Below are 16,531 nucleotides of genomic sequence, written 5' to 3' on the forward strand. Positions count from 1 at the left end.
GCCCGCGCAGATCATGGGAAGCGTTGCGCTCAGGTGCAAGAGTGCGCGAACGGCGAACGGCGAAAATCCCGGCGCTTGCCTAAAAATACGGCAGATCGGAAAACCGCCGATCCCGTGGCTCTCTCCGGACCCTGCGCTGGTCGGCGCCAGTCCGACCTCCCCTCCCCATCCCGTCGCCTAGCGCTGCCGCAGATGGCCGCGATGGCCGGCGCCATGCAAAACCGAAAACGGCCGATCATCTCTGCATCGTTCAAGGAACCGACCGGCCACAAGCGCCCCAAAAAAGCAGGGTGTCTTCTTCTTGGGTAAAATTCCCCGGGGGTCAGGGGGCAGAGCTCCCAGCCGGTCGCCTTGGCGATAGCCAAGGCGAAAACGCCACCGGTCAGGGCGGATTGGCGCCCGCGCTCGCCGCCAAACGCTAGTCGCCCATGATCTCCTTCAGCCGCGCCTGCTCCTCGGGGCTCAACCCCTCCGAGCCGACCTCGCGGCCGCGGCGTCCACGGATATAGGCAAAGGCCACCAGCAGGCCAAGCCCCAGCATCGCGGGCCCCGCCACGTAAAGCACCAGGTTCGACCCCGTGGCCGTCGGTTTCAACAAGACGTATTCGCCATACCGGCCGACGACATAGTCCAGAACCTCTTCATCCGAGTCGCCGGCCTCGATCCGCTCGCGCACCAGCAGGCGCAGGTCCTTTGCAAGCGACGCGTTGGAATCGTCGATACTCTCGTTGCGGCAAACCAGGCAACGCAGCCCCTTGGAAATCTCCCGCGCGCGGGCTTCCTCGGCCGGATCTTCCAGAACCTCGGATGGTTCGACCGCAAACGCAGGTCCGCTAAGGCCAAGGGCAAGCGACAGCACCAGCATGAACCGTTTCAGCATCGCACCCTCACTCCGCCGGCATCGGTGCCGCGCCCCGGTCCTTGCGCGCGCCTGCCGCGACGCGCACCCGGCGGTCCGAAAGGCTCAGCCCGCCACCCAGCGCCATGATGATCGCGCCCATCCAGATCCAGTTCGCGAAGGGTTTGATATAGCCGCGCACCGCCCATCCCCCGCTTTCTTGCGGGTCTCCGATGACCAGATAGATGTCACGGAAGAAACCGTTATCCAGAGCGGCCTCGGTCGTCGGCATGCCGGCCACCGGATAAACGCGCTTTTCAGGGTAAAGCGTCGCTGTCCGGCGTTCGCCCTGCCAGATGCCCATCGTGGCGGTTGTCGAGATATAGTTCGGCCCCTGCACCCGTTCGACGGAGTCGAGGGTGATGCCATAGCTGCCCAGGTCGAACCGTTCGCCCACCTTGGCCACGCGGATATCCTCGATCTGCCAGGCCATGACGCCCGCCACCCCGATGATCGTGATACCAAGACCGGAATGGGCCACCGTTTTACCCCAGTCGGCACGGGGCAAACGCCAGATCCGGCCCAGCTTGTGGGCCAGCGGGGCCCTGCCCGCGCGTGTCCAAAGATCGACCGCCGCCCCCGCGATCAGCCAGGTTCCAAGCGCCACCCCCACCGGTCCAAACGCGCTTCGCCCGGTCTGCATCGCCCAGGCCAGCGCACCGAGCGCCAGCGCCAGTACCATGGCCGGCACCAGCCGGGTCACAGCCCGGCCAAGCCGCGCACGTTTCCAAGGCAACATCGCCCCGACCGGCAGGATGATCGCCAGCGCCACCATGAAGGGCGTGAACGCTATGTTGAAAAAGGGCGCACCCACCGAAAGCTTGCGGGCAAAGGCCATCTCGGCCACCAGCGGCCAGATCGTTCCGACAAACACCACAAGGGCCGAAACAGCCAGCAGGATGTTGTTGAACACGAGGGCGGATTCGCGGCTGACGATCCCGAAAATTCCCTTTGCCTCCATCGCGCTGGCCCGCGCGGCGAACAACATCAGCGCGCCGCCCATGAAGACACCGAGGATCAGCAACAGGAACATGCCCCGCTCGGGGTCCGAGGCGAAGGCGTGCACGCTGGTGATGATCCCGGACCGAGTGATGAATGCCCCGATCAGCGAGAAGCCGAACGCCACGATCGCCAGCAGGACCGTCCAGCTTTTCAGCGCTTCGCGTTTCTCGACGACGATCGCGGAATGCAGCAGCGCCGCGGCAATCAGCCAGGGCATGAAGGACGCGTTCTCGACCGGGTCCCAGAACCAGAAGCCGCCCCAGCCAAGTTCGTAATAGGCCCACCACGACCCCAGCGCGATGCCGATAGTCAGGCAGATCCAGGCCGCCAATGTCCAGGGCCGCACCCAACGCCCCCAGGCGGCATCGACCCGCCCTTCGATCAGCGCCGCGACCGCGAAGGAAAAGCAGATAGAAAGGCCGACATAGCCGAGATAGAGGAAAGGCGGATGGAAGGCGAGCCCCGGATCCTGCAACAGCGGGTTCAGGTCGCGCCCGTCGAAGGGCACCGCCTGCATGCGCGTGAACGGATTCGAGGTGAACAGGATGAAGGCGAAAAAGGCCGCCGAGATCGAGGATTGCACCGCCAGCACGCGCGCCCGCAAGGTCGGCGGCAGCCCGCCTCCGAACCAGGCGGCCATGGCGCCGAAAAGCGTCAGGATCAGCACCCACAAGAGCATCGAACCTTCGTGGTTTCCCCAAACGCCCGAGACCTTGTAAAGCATCGGTTTCAGCGTGTGCGAGTTGTTGACCACCAGGCTGACCGAAAAATCCGAAGTGACGAACGCATAGGTCAGCGCGGCGAAGCTGAACGCGGTCAGCAGGAATTGCGCGATGGAGGCCGGTTCGGCCATGGCCATCCAGCCACTCCAGCCTTTTTGGGCGCCGATCAGGGGAACGATGGCCTGCACCAGCGAAATCGCGAAGGCAAGCGTCAGGGCGAAGTGACCAAGCTCGATGAACATGAGTAAAGTATTAGACGCCCCGGCGGCCCGCGCCAATCGCTTTTCGCCTGCCCGGCCGGGGTGCTGACAGGATCGTGAGCGACTAGAACAGCGCAAGCACCAGTGCGACCCCGGCCAGGGCGATCAGCAGGTCACGGCACAGCGGCTCGGCGCGGTCCTGTTGCCAGAATGCCGCGAGGCTTCCGAGCGCCATGAGCGCGCAAAGATCGGCGGCGAAAGGCACGGTCATCCCTGCGACCTCCACGCCTCGAGCGCAGGATTTGGCCCGGTGCTTCGATGGGGCGTCGCGCCGGACGTGGCGGGCGCATCGGCCGGTACAGACCCGGCGCCACGCCCACCCGGCGCAGGCTGCGGCGGCGTGGGGGGGGCTGCAGGCGTCCGCGGCGCCGAAGGCGCATCCAACTCGCCCAAGGCCCGCAGGTTGTCGACCACCACTGGCGCACGCGCAACGGTTTCAGCGATCGACCGCTGGAATTCCTGGCCCTTGGCCTGATAGCGCGAGCCGAAATAGAAGCTGATGATCGCACCCAGCAACCACCACAGCGGCTCGGGCACCAGCGCCACCCCCTGCATTCGCGAGGCGAACCAGACGGGGTCGACCATTGCCGAGGCCGCAAGGAACACCGTTCCCAGCGCCAGAAGCGGCCGCGGCAACCGGTTCATCCCGTCGATCACACGATCGAAGACGCAGCGATTGGGGTGCGCGAATTCCTGGGCGAACTGCTGCAGCGCCGCGGTCTGGATTTCGGCCGCACGCCGGTCGGCGGCGTCGGAATTGACGCGGAACACCTCTGCCGCTTCGGCGACAACATTACGCCCGCTGCCGAACAAGATACCGGCCAGTCCCTGGATCAGTCCCATTTCGATGTCCTCTCTCGATGCTCGGCATCGCTGAGGTGATAGCGAGGCGAGATGAATTCCTCGGCCCTCAGTATCCAGCCGCCCTTGCCACCGTCCCGGCGGCGGGCATATTTACGGCTGGCCGGGCGCCGGTCGGCGATCGCGTAGTAATAGTTGCGCCGGGCGATGCCATAGGCGTCTGCGATATGATCCGGCGCCGCGGCCGCGGCTGTTTCGGCTGCAAGCGCAGTATGAGGACCGATCACCCCGTCGACGGTCACGCGCTGCCCCATGTCGTTGAACAACCGTTGCAGAATGCGCACCGCATTCGATCCGGCATTCACGAACATGTCGAAGACCGAGGGTTGCAGGACCTCGGGCAAGAGATGGATCCGCGGCCGTTGGAAATAGTGAACGATGAACACGTCCACCGCCTCTTCGGGTGAAAGCGCCTTGACATCGTCCACGGTGACCAGCCCATCGCCGGTGATATCGGCTTTCAGACGGCGCAGGGTGGCAAGCGTGACCCCGTGTTTGGTGGCGCCACCGGGATCGTCGGGATCGTTCACGAAGCCGCCTTCGCGGATAACGATCTCCTCGGCAAGAATCCGGATCTTTTCCATCGAACCCCCCGTCCTTTGGTCGAAGCGAAGGGCATTCTTGGCGATGTTGGTTAAGGTCGGGCGTTGGCGGCGGACGCCCGGTTCACCCGTGATAAAGGGTGCGGATCATCCGATGTCGCGCCTGTCGAATGCGGGCGCTGCAAGGTTGTCCGAGTTGTTGAGCGCTGCGCAGTGGACGGCCGCGAGCAACTGAGGGAGAATCGAATTTTCAGGAACAGCGCGCCCGACGGCGCGCCGTCCGGGGTCTCGGCCTTCCGGCCTTAGCTGCCGCTTGGCGGATTGCCGGGGTCGTGGCGATAGACACCCTGTTCCTTCAGCGCGTCGACGACTTCTTTGGGCATGTAGCTTTCGTCATGCTTGGCCAGGATCTCGGTGGCCTCGAACACGCCGTCGATCAAACGGCCGGTTCCGATCATGCCCTGGTTTTCCGCGAACAGGTCGGGCAGCACGCCGGTATAGGCCACCGGCACCACCGCGCCGCCATCGGTCACGTTGAAGCGGATCGTCTCGCCCTGGCCCCGCTGTAGGCTGCCGGCCTCGACCAGTCCGCCGATGCGGAAGGTTTCGGTCGGCGGCGGGGGCGCCTCGACGATCTGGCTGGGCGCGCGGAAAAAGTTGATCCCGTCCCGCATCGCGTAGCCGATCAGCCCGGTCGACAACCCAAGCGCCACGAAGGCCACCACGATGATCTGAACCCGGCGTTTCTTTTTCAGTCCGCGCATCCGTCTCTCTCCACCTCAGGGGAAGCAGGGAGCCAACATCAGCCCCGTCTCCTCCGCGATCCCCAGCATCAGGTTGGCGTTCTGCATCGCCTGCCCCGAAGACCCCTTGGTCAGGTTGTCGAGCGCGGCGATCACCAACGCCCGCCCCGGCCGCCTGTCACCCACCACACCGATATGCACAAAGTTCGAACCGCGCACATGCCGGGTTGAGGGATGTTCGCCCAAGGGCAAAACCTGCATGAAGATTTCATCTTCGTAGGCCTTTGCCAAGACGGAATGAATCTCCTGTGCCTCGCCGCGCACCCAACAGGTGGCCAGGATTCCGCGGTTCGCGGGGATCAGGTGGGGGGTGAACTGTACCTCGACCGGGCGTCCCGCGGCCTTGGAAAACTCCTGGTCGAACTCCCCCAAATGCCTGTGAATCCCGCCCACGGCATAGGCATGGAACCCTTCGGACAGTTCGGCATGCAGGAGGTTTTCCTTGAGCGCCCTGCCCGCCCCTGACACCCCCGCCTTTAGGTCGATCACGATCTCGTCAAGGTTGATCACGCCGGCCTCGATCAGCGGACGGATCGCGTATTGCCCCGCCGCCGCGTTGCAACCGGTGCCCGCAACCAGACGTGCGGTGCGAATCTCGTCGCGATAGAACTCGGTCAGGCCGTAGACTGCCTCGGCCTGCAATTCGAGCGCGGCATGGGGCTTGCCGTACCACTTCTCGTAGGCTGCGGGGTCGCGCAGCCGGAAATCGGCCGACAGGTCCACGACCTTGAGATCACGCGGCAACTCGCGGATCACTGCCTGGCTGGTCGCGTGCGGCAAGGCACAAAACGCGAGGTCGACCCCCGAAAAGTCGATATCATCGATCTTCACGAGATCCGGCAGATCAAGGTGGCGCAAATGCGGGAAAACGTCCGCCATTGGCTGGCCCGCCTTTCGTTCGCCCGAAAGCGCGACGATGCGCAGCCCCGGGTGCGTGGCGATCAGCCGGACAAGTTCCGCCCCGGTATAGCCCGAGGCACCCAGAATGGCGACGGAATGGGTCATCGAAGGCTCCTGCGATATCGCAGCGGTTCTAGACGCGAACGTGCGCGCCCGCAATCACGCCACGCGGAATTCGATGCGACGGCGCAGGAATTGCGTGGCCTTGTCCGATACCGTGGCCGGATCGCCCGTGGTCAGGAACATCCGCTCGGTGCCGGACCCAATCATGTCGGGATGGCGCCCCAGATAGTCCGCCAGGCTTTCCGCCACGAGATCGGCTTGGGAATAGACCTTGACCCCCGGCCCAAGAGCCTCCTGGAAGGCCTTTTCCATCAGCGGGTAATGCGTGCAGCCAAGGATCGCGGCCTCGGGATGCGGCATGCGTCGTTTAAGTGCCTCGACATGCGACCGCACCAGCGCCTCGGCCAGCATCTCGTCGCCCTGTTCGATCGCGTCGACCACACCGCCACAAGGCTGCGCCTCGACATCGACGCCGATGGCGCGAAATGCCAGTTCGCGCTGGAAGGCGCGGCTGGCCACCGTCGCGGGTGTGGCGAACAGCGCCACGTGTTTCACCGCGACCTCGCGCGGCGGGGAATTGTCACCCCATTGCCGTTCTGTCAGCGCCTCGATCAGCGGCACGAAGACGCCCAGCACGCGCTTATCCTTGGGCACCCAGCTTTCCTGCATTCGCCGAAGTGCAGCGGCCGAGGCGGTGTTGCAGGCCAGGATCACCAGGTCGCAGCCTGCATCGAACAACCGGCTGACCGCCGCGGTGGTCAGACGATAAACGTCCTCGGCGTCTCGGATGCCGTAGGGCGCATGTGCATTGTCGCCGAAATAGACGAAGGGCACGTCCGGAAGGCGCCGCGCCACCGCGTCCAGCACCGTCAGCCCGCCCAGCCCGGAATCGAACACGCCAACCGCCATCGTCCTCGCCCTCGTAGCGCTTCTTGAACTCGTAGCCGTAATCAAACGACTTCAGAGGCCTCGATGATAACTCATAGGTGGAGTTGCGTGGGAAATCCATCACCCCATTGGTATCTCGGGCAAGGGCATTCAGCCGCGCCCTGTCGATGGGCTGGCCGATGGCGACGCGAACGGCTTCGTCGACACCCGCACGGAACTCTTTGATCAGCAGGGCCAGGCGAAGTGTTTCGCGCAGGTGACTGGCCAGCTGGAACAGGCGCGAATTATGGATGTCGAAAAAGATCGGCACGATCGCGGCATCGGATTTCGCGACCATGCGTGCCGTGAAACTGCGCCAGCCCGGATCCATCGGACATGAAAAGGGGCGTGCCGAGGTCCAGACGCTGCCGCCCGGAAACACCCTGACCGCACCGCCCGCCGCAAGACAGGACAGCGCCGCCTCGAGGGTCTGGATATTTTCTTGCGCCGCCTCTTTCGTTTCGGCAAAGCGCCTTGATGTCACGCGCAGCGGCCCGATGCATTTGCGCGAGAGCCCGCACCACGGCAATGATAACGCTCTATTCCGCCGCCGTCCTGCGCAGCGCCCCGCCCGCGTGAAACTCCGCGAGAAGCTCGTCGCGCCGAGCGGCTGCGATCCGCGCGGCCTTCTCCTTGACCGGACCGAAGCCCCGGATGCTCAACGGCAGTTCGGCCAATGCGACCGCCGCCTCCACCCGGTCGGGCGTCAGCCCCGCCAACAGCTCACGCATATCCGCCTCGTAGGTGCGGATCGCCGCACGTTCGCGCCGCCGCTCACCCTGCCAACCGAACGGATCGAACGGCGTACCCCGCAGTCTGCGCATTGCCGCCAGCACACGGAACCCGGTTTCCATGCTCCGCCCGAACCGCCGCTTGGCGGGACGACCGTCGGCATCGTGCCCACCCAGGAAAGGCGGCGCCAACAGGTAGGACACCTCGAACTCGCCTCCGAACGCGGCCCGGGCCTTTTCTGCAGTCTGCAAATGCAGCCGGGCGACCTCGTATTCGTCCTTGTAGGCCAAGAGCTTGTGATAGCCCATCGCCATGGCCTCTTTCAGCCGCGGGTCAGAGACGCGGTCCACCAGGCGACGATAGCGCCGGGCCAGCCGGGCAGACTGATAGGCGCGCAGATGGTCCTCGCGAAAGGCGATCTTCTCCGCCAGGCTTTTGGGCTTCTCTACGGTCTCGGCGGCGATCAGGCGGGCCGCGGACCCGGGGTTTTCGGCGGCCCAGCGGCCGATCTCGAACGCCCGAAGGTTCCCCTCGACACCCGCGCCGTTCAACTCGATCGCTCGCAGGATCGCGTCATGGGAAAGCGGCAGCAGGCCGCGCTGCCAGGCCGCGCCGGTGAGGATCATGTTGGCATAGATCGTGTCTCCCATCAGACGGCGCGCAAGCTCCGTGGAATCAAAGAGTAGCAGCCCATTCTTCAGGCGTGAGCGCAACGCAAGTTCCAGCCGGTCCGAAGGCACGCGAAATTCCGGGTCGCGGGTGAACGCGCCGGTGACGATATCGTGGCTGTTCACCACAGCCCCGGTGCGCCCCGTGGTCATCAGACCAATGGTGCGCGCCCCCGCAGTGACCACCAGATCACCGCCGATGACCGCGTCGGCCTCGCCGGTCGCCACGCGGATCGCACTGATATCGGATGGTTTTTCCGCGATCCGGCAGTGGATATGCACCGCGCCGCCCTTCTGGGCGAGGCCTGCCATCTCCATCATCCCGGCACCTTTGCCGTCGACATGGGCCGCCATGGCCAGAATCGCGCCGATGGTCACGGCACCCGTGCCGCCGACTCCGGTGATGACGATGTTATGCGTACCCTTGATGGTCGGCAAAGCCGGTTCGGCCAATTGTCCGATCTCGACCTTGGCCGAGGCCTCCTTACGAAGCTTGGCGCCTTTCAGCGTCACGAAGCTGGGGCAAAAGCCCTTCAGACAAGAGAAATCCTTGTTGCAGGCGGATTGGTCGATGGCACGCTTGCGGCCAAGTTCGGTCTCCACCGGCACGATGGCCACACAGTTCGACTGCACCCCGCAATCGCCGCAGCCTTCGCAGATTTCGGTATTGATGAAGACGCGCGTATCGGGGTCGGGAAACGTGCTCTTCTTGCGGCGCCGGCGTTTCTCGGCAGCGCAGGTCTGGACATAGACGATGGCCGTCACGCCCTTGAACTGACGCAGGTTTTCCTGAACCGGTATCAGCTGTTCCCTCGGATGGCAGGCGACACCCGCCGGCATGGTCTTGGGATCAAACGCCTCTTTCTCGTCATAGACGACCTCCACCCGCTCGACCCCGGCGGCCTGCAGTTCGGCCACGATCTGTTGAGGCGTCAGCCCGCCGTCATTGCCCTGCCCGCCGGTCATCGCGACCGCGTCGTTATACAGGATCTTGTAGGTGATGTTGGTCCCCGCGGCGATGGCGGCATGGATCGCCATCCGGCCCGAATGGTTATAGGTGCCGTCGCCGATGTTCTGAAACACGTGACCCCGCGTCGAAAAAGGCGCCTCGCCGATCCAGTTCGCCCCCTCGGCGCCCATATGGGTGTAGCCGCTGGTCTCGCGGTCCATCCACATCGCCATGATGTGACAGCCGATCCCGGCATAGGCGCGGCTGCCCTCGGGCAGGCGCGTCGAGGTGTTGTGCGGACAGCCCGCACAGAAATAGGGAAGACGCGCGGCCAGGTCCTCGGCATTGTCGGCGCGGCGGGCCTCGCGGATGCGGGCCAGCGCGGCCGATATCGCCTCGGTGCCGCGCCCCTCCTCGATCAGGATCTGGCCCAGCTTTTCGGCAATCATCACCGGGTCCAGCGCATAGCGGGTGGGGAACAACTCCTCGCCGCGGTCGGTTTGCCAACCATAGATGCGCCGGCCGCGCCGGTCGTGGAAGATCGCTTCTTTCGCCTGCACCTCGATCAGCTTGCGCTTTTCCTCGACACAGACGATCAAGTCCAGCCTATCGGCAAAAGCCGCGAAGCCTTTCATGTCCAGCGGAAAGGTCTGGCCGACCTTGTAGGTGGCGATCCCCAGCCGCGCCGCCTCGGCCTCGTCGATCCCCAGCAGCCCCAGCGCATGCACAAGGTCGAGCCAGTTCTTTCCCGCCGCCACCAGGCCGATCTTGGCCCCTGGTCCGCCCCAGACCTTGCGGTCGATCTTGTTCGCATGGGCAAAGGCTTCGGCGGCGAACCTCTTGTGATCGACCAGGCGGGCCTCCTGGGCGACCCAATGATCGTTCAGCCGGATGTTCAAGCCGCCCTGCGGCATCTGGAAATCGGGGGTGACGAATGCCATGCGGTCGGGCCGGCCGTCCACGACCGAGGTCACCTCGACCGTGTCTTTCATCAGCTTGAGCCCCGCCCAGACCCCGGCAAAGCGTGACAGTGCGAAGCCGTAGAGTCCGAAATCGAGGATTTCCTGCACGCCCGCAGGCGACAGGACCGGCATGTAGGCGTCGACCATCGCCCAGTCGGACTGGTGGCAGGTGGTCGAGGATTCACCGGTGTGGTCGTCGCCCATGGCCATCAGCACGCCGCCATGGGGCGATGTTCCGGCGAGGTTCGCATGCCGCATCACGTCGCCAGAGCGATCGACCCCCGGCCCCTTGCCATACCACAGGCCGAAGACGCCGTCATAGCGGCCCTCGCCCCGCAGTTCGGCCTGCTGCGTCCCCCACAGCGCGGTGGCGGCGAGGTCCTCGTTCAGGCCAGCCTGGAACACGATATCGGCGGCCTTCAGCTGGGCCTCGGCCCGCGCCATCTGCTGGTCGACCGCCCCCAGCGGTGAACCGCGATAGCCGGTGACGTAACCGCCCGTGTTCAGCCCGGCCGCCCGGTCGCGGGCCTTCTGCATCAGCATCAGCCGGACAAGCGCCTGGGTGCCGTTCAGCAGCACCGGTGATTTAGACAGATCGTAACGATCCTTGAGGCTGATGTCCTGGCGGACCATCGTCACCCCTCCCTTGGCAACTTTGCGCACCATATTAGGTCAAAACCCATGACCTACAAAATCAATTCACTGGCAAATCGGGGTTTGCCAAGGGGGAAAGCGCACGGGTAGGTATCTTGCGCGAACAGGATGGCAGCCTTGCGGGAAATGCAACGATGGATTGGGACAAGCTCAGGATCTTTCACGCGGTCGCGGATGCCGGCAGCCTGACCCACGCAGGTGACACGCTGCACCTGTCGCAATCGGCCGTCTCGCGACAGATTCGCGCGCTGGAAGAGTCGCTGGGATCGACCCTGTTCCACCGGCACGCCCGCGGACTGATTCTGACCGAGCAGGGCGAATTGCTGTTCGACGCCACCACCGCAATGACCAAGCGGCTGGACGCCGCAGTGGCGCGCATCCGCGACAGTGTCGAAGAGGTGTTCGGGGAACTTCGCGTGACCACGACCACCGGTTTCGGATCGCTCTGGCTCGCCAAGCGGCTGCCCAAGCTTTACCAGAAGTATCCCGACCTAAAGATCGACCTGATGCTGGAAGAGAACGTTCTGGACCTGCCGATGCGCGAAGCCGATGTCGCGATCCGCATGAAGGAACCCAGCCAGGCCGACCTGATCCGCCTGCGCCTGATGAGCGTCAAGATGCAGCTGTACGCCGTGCGCTCTTATCTCGATGCGCATGGCACGCCCCGCACGATGGATGACCTGGGCGAGCATAGGCTGATCTGCCAGAACACCAGTTCCACCCAGGTCAGCGCCGGCGCCCGGCTGGTGCGTGAATTGATGACACACCCGATCCGGTCGACCCTGACGGTGAACAACTATTTCGGCGTGCTTCAGGCGGTGCTGAACGGGCTGGGCGTCGGTGTATTGCCGGACTACGTGACCGAGGATCATCCCGAACTGATCCGGGTTTTGGACCAGGTCGAATCGAACGAGGTTCCGGTATTCCTTGCCTATCCCGAAGAACTGCGCGCCTCGCGCCGGATCGCGGCCTTCCGGGAGTTCATCACCGAACAGATCATGGAAAAGCGGCAACGGCAGCGAGACACGTCATGATTGTGAGATATCTGTCACACGCATGACGGGCATGCTGCCTTGCGGCGTTTTTTGGCTTGAACGCCACCAAAACCGTCCATAATTGCTTAGACGAAGGCGGAAGTAGCGCTTTCGTCTTTACCTCCCTGTTGGACTTGGGCCGAGCTTATGCTCGGCCTTTTTTTGTTCCGAAACATGCTTTGCCTTCGAAACAGGCAAGATCGATGCCAGCCTGCACAGCCCTGCAGCAGGAAAACGGTGGGGCCGGGTGGGATGGCACGAAAAGCACCGATGCGACTCGATTTCCGGTCACCCGCGTTCTGGGTCTTTGGATGGCCGCCACGCTCGCGCTAACCTGCTCGCGTCATAGCGGAGGACCACCATGCGCATGCGCGCCCTTGCCCTATCGATACCGGCCGCGATAGGCCTTGCGGCCGCAGCAATGGCCGCGCCCTGCGGGAACTCGGCCAGTGGGTTTTCCGCTTGGAAAACCGCCTTCGCCGCCGAGGCCGCGCGCGCCGGTGTTGGCCCGCGCGGACTATCGGCCCTTGCGGCCACGCAATACGCGCAGCGGACGATCAATGCGGACCGCAACCAGAAAAGCTTTCGGCTCAGCTATGCCGAGTTCTGCCGCAAGCGCGGTTGCGATGCGATCGTGTCGCAAGGCCGTCAGCGCAAGGCGCGAAGCCCGGGCTTTTACGCCGCGCTGGAACGGGCCTATGGCGTGCCCGCGGGCGTATTGTTGGCGATCCACGGCATGGAAACCGGGTTCGGCCGGTTCATGGGCGATTCCAACGTGCTGAACGCCACCGCGACACTGACCTATGACTGCCGCCGCCCCGAGTTCTTTCGGCCGCACCTGATCGGCGCGCTGAAGATGATCGACCGCGGGATGATGTCGCCGGCCAGTATCGGGGCGATGCATGGCGAGCTGGGCCATACCCAGTTCCTGCCTGGCAACGCGCTGACCTATGGACAGGATGGAAATGGCGACGGCCGGATCGACCTGACCGACATGACGGACGCCCTGGCCTCGACGGCGAACTACCTGCGGCGCAAGGGCTGGCGCCCAGGCCAGCCCTATCAGCCGGGCAGCCGGAATTTCGAAGTACTCAAGGAATGGAACGCCGCATCGGTCTATCAGCGCGCCCTGGCCGAGATCGGCACAGGTATCGACGACTGAACCCGCACGCCGCCCCCTTCCCCCTTCCGCGCCCTTGGCTTAAACAGCCGCAAGCCAGCCGACATGCGGGGGATACAGATGCAGGAACCGGCCATCACCGACGAGCTGATCGCGGCGCACGGGTTGAAGCCCGAGGAATACGCCGAGATCCTGCGGATCTTGAACCGCGAGCCGAGCTTTACCGAGCTTGGCATCTTTTCTGCGATGTGGAACGAGCATTGTTCCTACAAATCGTCCAAGAAATGGCTGCGCACCCTGCCGACCGAGGGGCCGCAGGTGATCTGCGGACCGGGCGAGAACGCGGGCGTGGTCGATATCGGCGACGGGCAGGCGGTGGTTTTCAAGATGGAGAGCCACAACCACCCCAGCTACATCGAACCCTACCAAGGCGCGGCGACCGGGGTGGGCGGCATCCTGCGCGACGTGTTCACCATGGGCGCCCGCCCCATTGCGGCGATGAATGCCCTGTCCTTCGGCGAGGTCGACCATCCCAAGACACGGCAACTTGTGCATGGCGTGGTCGAGGGGATCGGCGGTTATGGCAACTGTTTCGGTGTGCCGACCGTGGGCGGCGAAGTCCGGTTCCATCCCGCCTATAACGGCAACTGCCTGGTGAATGCCTTCGCCGCCGGTTTGGCCGATACCGACAAGATATTCTACTCGGCCGCGTCGGGCGTCGGTATGCCCGTGGTCTATCTGGGCGCCAAGACGGGCCGCGACGGCGTCGGCGGGGCAACGATGGCCAGCGCCGAGTTCGACGAGGGGATCGAGGAAAAGCGCCCGACCGTGCAGGTCGGCGACCCGTTCACCGAGAAACGCCTGATGGAGGCCTGCCTGGAACTTATGGCATCGGGCGCGGTCATTTCGATCCAGGACATGGGCGCGGCGGGGCTGACCTGTTCGGCGGTCGAGATGGGCGACAAGGGGGGCTTGGGAATCCGGCTCGACCTCGATGCCGTACCCCAGCGCGAAACCAACATGACCGCCTACGAGATGATGCTGTCGGAATCCCAGGAACGCATGCTGATGGTGCTGCGACCCGAGAAAGAGGCCGAGGCACGCGCGATCTTCGAGAAATGGGACCTAGACTTCGCCATCGTGGGCGAAACCATCCCCGAAGACCGCTTCGTCATCCTGCACCAGGGCGAATGCCGGGCCGACTTGCCGTTGTCGAAACTCTCCTCCTCGGCCCCCGAATACGACCGCCCGTGGGTCGAAACGCCCCCCGCCCCCGAGATGGCCGAGGTGCCCGGCATCGACCCCATCGACGGCCTCAAGGCGCTGATCGGCACCCCGAATTACGCCGCGAAAAACTGGGTCTATGAACAATACGATACCCAGGTCATGGCCGATACTGTCCGCCGCCCGGGGCTGGGCGCGGGGATCGTGCGGGTGCACGGCACCGAAAAGGCGCTGGCCTTCACCTCGGACGTGACGCCGCGCTATGTCCGCGCGAACCCGTTCGAGGGCGGCAAGCAGGCCGTGGCCGAGGCCTACCGCAACCTTTGCGCGGTCGGCGCGCGGCCCTTGGCCACCACCGACAACATGAATTTCGGCAACCCGGAAAAGCCCGAGATCATGGGCCAGTTCGTCGGCGCGATCAAAGGCATCGGCGCAGCCTGTTCAGCGCTGGACATGCCCATCGTCTCGGGCAACGTGTCGCTTTACAACGAAACCGACGGCGCACCGATCCTGCCCACGCCCACCATCGGCGCAGTGGGCCTATTGACCCATCTGGACGAGATGATCGGCGGGCTGCCCGAGGATGGGCATGTGGCACTGGTGCTGGGGGAAACCCACGGCCACCTGGGGCAGTCCGCGCTCCTCTACGAGGTTTTCCACCGCGAGGACGGCGACGCGCCCCATGTCGACCTGGACGCCGAACGCGGGCACGGCGAATTCCTGCGCGCCAACCGCGCCCTGATCGCCGCCGCGACCGACCTGTCGGATGGGGGCCTTGCGCTGGCCGCCTTCGAAATGGCCGAGGCCGCCGGCGTGGGCGTCCATCTGGACGCCGGCGATACTCCCACCCTCTTCGGCGAGGACCAGGCGCGTTACTTGATCGCCTGTACCTTCGACTCGGCCGAGGCCCTGATGGTCGAGGCCGGGCGGGCGGGCGTGCCCCTGGCCGCAGTCGGCAAGTTCGGCGGCGACATGGTCAGTTTCGGCGGGGTGTCCGCCCCGCTCTCGGACCTGTCTGCGCTATACCGGGGATGCTTCGCGGGCGCACTGGGCTGAGAAGGGCCCCGCGTCGCCGCCCTGCCCGACGCGCTCGGCTGGCCCGTGGGGGGTGGCGCGCGGCCGCGAGTTACTGCGCCTCTTGCGGCGCTTTCGCGACGCGCTTAGGTTGACCCCAACGAACAGGATGGAGCCCGGAATGGCCATCGCCCCCGAAGAAATCGAAACCCTGATCCGCGCGAAATTTCCCGACGCGCGCATCACCATCACCGACATTGCCGGCGACGGGAACCACTATGCCGCCGAGGTGATCGACGAAAGCTTTCGCGGCATGAACCGCGTCCAGCAACAGCGCGCGGTCTATGCCGCGCTGAAAGAGCAGATGGAGGGCTCGAACGGCGCGCTCCACGCGCTCGCCCTCACCACCAAAGCCCCGGAGTGATCCCCATGTCCGACGCCGAAACCCAGATCAAGCAGACCATCGAAGGCAACGACGTCGTCCTTTTCATGAAAGGGACCAAAGACATGCCGCAATGCGGGTTCTCCAGCCGCGTGGCGGGCGTGCTGAACTTCATGGGGGTGGCGTTTGCCGACATCAACGTGTTGGCCGATGACGACATCCGCCAGGGGATCAAGGATTTCTCGGACTGGCCGACCATCCCGCAGCTTTACGTCAAGGGCGAGTTTATCGGCGGCTGCGATATCGTGACCGAGATGACGCTGTCGGGCGAGCTGGACAAGCTGTTCGAAGACAAGGGCGTGGCCTATTCCAAGGAGGCCGCCGACAAGATCCGCGCCGCAAACGCCTGAGGACCGACATGCTGCGGGCGCGGCTCTGGTATGGCCCGGCCGGGCACGGGATTGGGCTAGACCGCGTTGCGAGTTACCTCGCGGGTCCATTGGCCTGTCGCGCGCAGCTGCGCATGGTGCAACGGTTCGGCCAAAGCCATGAACAGGTCGTGCTGCACGAGCCGATCCACACCATGATCGAGATCGACCGCCGTCCCGAGGTCAGGGCCGAAGCCGCCGACCTCGTGGATCGGCTTCCATCGGCCGCACCGCCCGGGCTGGCCGGAAAACTCGCCGGATGCACTGCGCGCCTCGATCTGTGCGACGGTCCCGAGGGCGTGCGTCTGGTGCCGGCCACGGCAACCTCGCGCAGCGTCCTGGTGCCGCTCGCCTTCGCCATGGACGGGATCATCGAAGAGGTGGCC

The 16,531-nt window shown here is 64.8% G+C and carries 14 protein-coding genes; 5 read left to right on the forward strand and 9 right to left on the reverse strand.

What is annotated here, in order from left to right; all coding sequences use genetic code 11:
- Positions 1 to 418 precede the first annotated feature (418 nt).
- From EV662_RS06080 to EV662_RS06115, 9 genes are all read right to left on the reverse strand, one after another.
- On the reverse strand, positions 419 to 880 hold the full coding sequence (locus EV662_RS06080; protein WP_132461270.1) for a cytochrome c-type biogenesis protein: 462 nt from the start codon (positions 878 to 880) through the stop codon (positions 419 to 421).
- A 7-nt stretch (positions 881 to 887) separates the two neighbouring features.
- Entirely contained in the window at positions 888 to 2,864 is a 1,977-nt protein-coding gene (locus EV662_RS06085; protein WP_132461271.1) for a heme lyase CcmF/NrfE family subunit, read from the reverse strand.
- An 82-nt stretch (positions 2,865 to 2,946) separates the two neighbouring features.
- Positions 2,947 to 3,093 carry a hypothetical protein gene (locus EV662_RS19470; protein WP_165915540.1) on the reverse strand — a complete coding sequence of 49 codons (147 nt, stop codon included), beginning with the start codon at positions 3,091 to 3,093 and terminating at the stop codon, positions 2,947 to 2,949.
- Positions 3,090 to 3,725, reverse strand: a complete 636-nt coding sequence (locus tag EV662_RS06090) for a holin family protein (protein WP_132461272.1) — start codon at positions 3,723 to 3,725, stop codon at positions 3,090 to 3,092. Before EV662_RS06090 ends, EV662_RS19470 begins: the two co-directional genes overlap by 4 nt.
- The gene (locus tag EV662_RS06095; RefSeq protein ID WP_132461273.1) at positions 3,716 to 4,327 is read right to left on the reverse strand and encodes a holin-associated N-acetylmuramidase; all 612 of its coding nucleotides are present in this window, start codon (positions 4,325 to 4,327) and stop codon (positions 3,716 to 3,718) included. The genes EV662_RS06090 and EV662_RS06095 overlap by 10 nt, the downstream gene beginning before the upstream one ends.
- A 260-nt stretch (positions 4,328 to 4,587) precedes the next feature.
- Positions 4,588 to 5,049 (reverse strand): cytochrome c maturation protein CcmE, encoded by a 462-nt coding sequence (ccmE, locus tag EV662_RS06100; protein WP_132461274.1) that lies wholly within the window; start codon positions 5,047 to 5,049, stop codon positions 4,588 to 4,590.
- A gap of 15 nt (positions 5,050 to 5,064) precedes the next feature.
- Positions 5,065 to 6,093, reverse strand: a complete 1,029-nt coding sequence (gene argC, locus EV662_RS06105; protein WP_132461275.1) for an N-acetyl-gamma-glutamyl-phosphate reductase — start codon at positions 6,091 to 6,093, stop codon at positions 5,065 to 5,067.
- A gap of 54 nt (positions 6,094 to 6,147) precedes the next feature.
- Positions 6,148 to 6,960, reverse strand: a complete 813-nt coding sequence (locus tag EV662_RS06110; RefSeq protein WP_132461276.1) for a glutamate racemase — start codon at positions 6,958 to 6,960, stop codon at positions 6,148 to 6,150.
- 557 nt (positions 6,961 to 7,517) lie between these two features.
- Positions 7,518 to 10,922: an indolepyruvate ferredoxin oxidoreductase family protein gene (locus EV662_RS06115; protein WP_132461277.1), complete on the reverse strand. Its 3,405-nt coding sequence runs from the start codon at positions 10,920 to 10,922 to the stop codon at positions 7,518 to 7,520.
- Between the two features lie 155 nt (positions 10,923 to 11,077).
- On the opposite strand from EV662_RS06115, the gene EV662_RS06120 reads away from it, so the two are divergent.
- The 5 genes from EV662_RS06120 (at position 11,078) to grxD (ending at position 16,127) form a co-directional block, all read left to right on the forward strand.
- Positions 11,078 to 11,977 (forward strand): LysR family transcriptional regulator, encoded by a 900-nt coding sequence (locus EV662_RS06120; RefSeq protein WP_132461278.1) that lies wholly within the window; start codon positions 11,078 to 11,080, stop codon positions 11,975 to 11,977.
- A gap of 367 nt (positions 11,978 to 12,344) precedes the next feature.
- Positions 12,345 to 13,139: a lytic murein transglycosylase gene (locus EV662_RS06125; protein WP_132461583.1), complete on the forward strand. Its 795-nt coding sequence runs from the start codon at positions 12,345 to 12,347 to the stop codon at positions 13,137 to 13,139.
- A 78-nt stretch (positions 13,140 to 13,217) separates the two neighbouring features.
- Positions 13,218 to 15,377, forward strand: coding sequence for a phosphoribosylformylglycinamidine synthase subunit PurL (purL, locus tag EV662_RS06130; RefSeq protein WP_132461279.1), 2,160 nt, complete (start codon positions 13,218 to 13,220; stop codon positions 15,375 to 15,377).
- Between the two features lie 139 nt (positions 15,378 to 15,516).
- On the forward strand, positions 15,517 to 15,759 hold the full coding sequence (locus EV662_RS06135; RefSeq protein WP_132461280.1) for a BolA/IbaG family iron-sulfur metabolism protein: 243 nt from the start codon (positions 15,517 to 15,519) through the stop codon (positions 15,757 to 15,759).
- Between the two features lie 5 nt (positions 15,760 to 15,764).
- Positions 15,765 to 16,127 carry a Grx4 family monothiol glutaredoxin gene (gene grxD, locus EV662_RS06140; protein WP_132461281.1) on the forward strand — a complete coding sequence of 121 codons (363 nt, stop codon included), beginning with the start codon at positions 15,765 to 15,767 and terminating at the stop codon, positions 16,125 to 16,127.
- Positions 16,128 to 16,531 lie beyond the last annotated feature (404 nt).

It is taken from the genome of Rhodovulum marinum (assembly GCF_004343075.1).
In the GTDB taxonomy this organism is placed as follows: domain Bacteria; phylum Pseudomonadota; class Alphaproteobacteria; order Rhodobacterales; family Rhodobacteraceae; genus Rhodovulum; species Rhodovulum marinum.

Bases quoted from the DNA above. Each gene is read 5' to 3' on its own strand.
- EV662_RS06085 (WP_132461271.1), bottom strand. From the start codon at position 2,864: ATGTTCATCGAGCTTGGTCACTTCGCCCTGACGCTTGCCTTCGCGATT.
- EV662_RS06125 (WP_132461583.1), top strand. From the start codon at position 12,345: ATGCGCGCCCTTGCCCTATCGATACCGGCCGCGATAGGCCTTGCGGCC.
- EV662_RS06095 (WP_132461273.1), bottom strand. From the start codon at position 4,327: ATGGAAAAGATCCGGATTCTTGCCGAGGAGATCGTTATCCGCGAAGGC.
- EV662_RS06110 (WP_132461276.1), bottom strand. From the start codon at position 6,960: ATGGCGGTTGGCGTGTTCGATTCCGGGCTGGGCGGGCTGACGGTGCTG.
- EV662_RS06115 (WP_132461277.1), bottom strand. From the start codon at position 10,922: ATGGTCCGCCAGGACATCAGCCTCAAGGATCGTTACGATCTGTCTAAA.
- EV662_RS19470 (WP_165915540.1), bottom strand. From the start codon at position 3,093: ATGACCGTGCCTTTCGCCGCCGATCTTTGCGCGCTCATGGCGCTCGGA.
- EV662_RS06120 (WP_132461278.1), top strand. From the start codon at position 11,078: ATGGATTGGGACAAGCTCAGGATCTTTCACGCGGTCGCGGATGCCGGC.
- purL (WP_132461279.1), top strand. From the start codon at position 13,218: ATGCAGGAACCGGCCATCACCGACGAGCTGATCGCGGCGCACGGGTTG.
- EV662_RS06080 (WP_132461270.1), bottom strand. From the start codon at position 880: ATGCTGAAACGGTTCATGCTGGTGCTGTCGCTTGCCCTTGGCCTTAGC.
- EV662_RS06090 (WP_132461272.1), bottom strand. From the start codon at position 3,725: ATGGGACTGATCCAGGGACTGGCCGGTATCTTGTTCGGCAGCGGGCGT.
- ccmE (WP_132461274.1), bottom strand. From the start codon at position 5,049: ATGCGCGGACTGAAAAAGAAACGCCGGGTTCAGATCATCGTGGTGGCC.
- grxD (WP_132461281.1), top strand. From the start codon at position 15,765: ATGTCCGACGCCGAAACCCAGATCAAGCAGACCATCGAAGGCAACGAC.
- EV662_RS06135 (WP_132461280.1), top strand. From the start codon at position 15,517: ATGGCCATCGCCCCCGAAGAAATCGAAACCCTGATCCGCGCGAAATTT.
- argC (WP_132461275.1), bottom strand. From the start codon at position 6,093: ATGACCCATTCCGTCGCCATTCTGGGTGCCTCGGGCTATACCGGGGCG.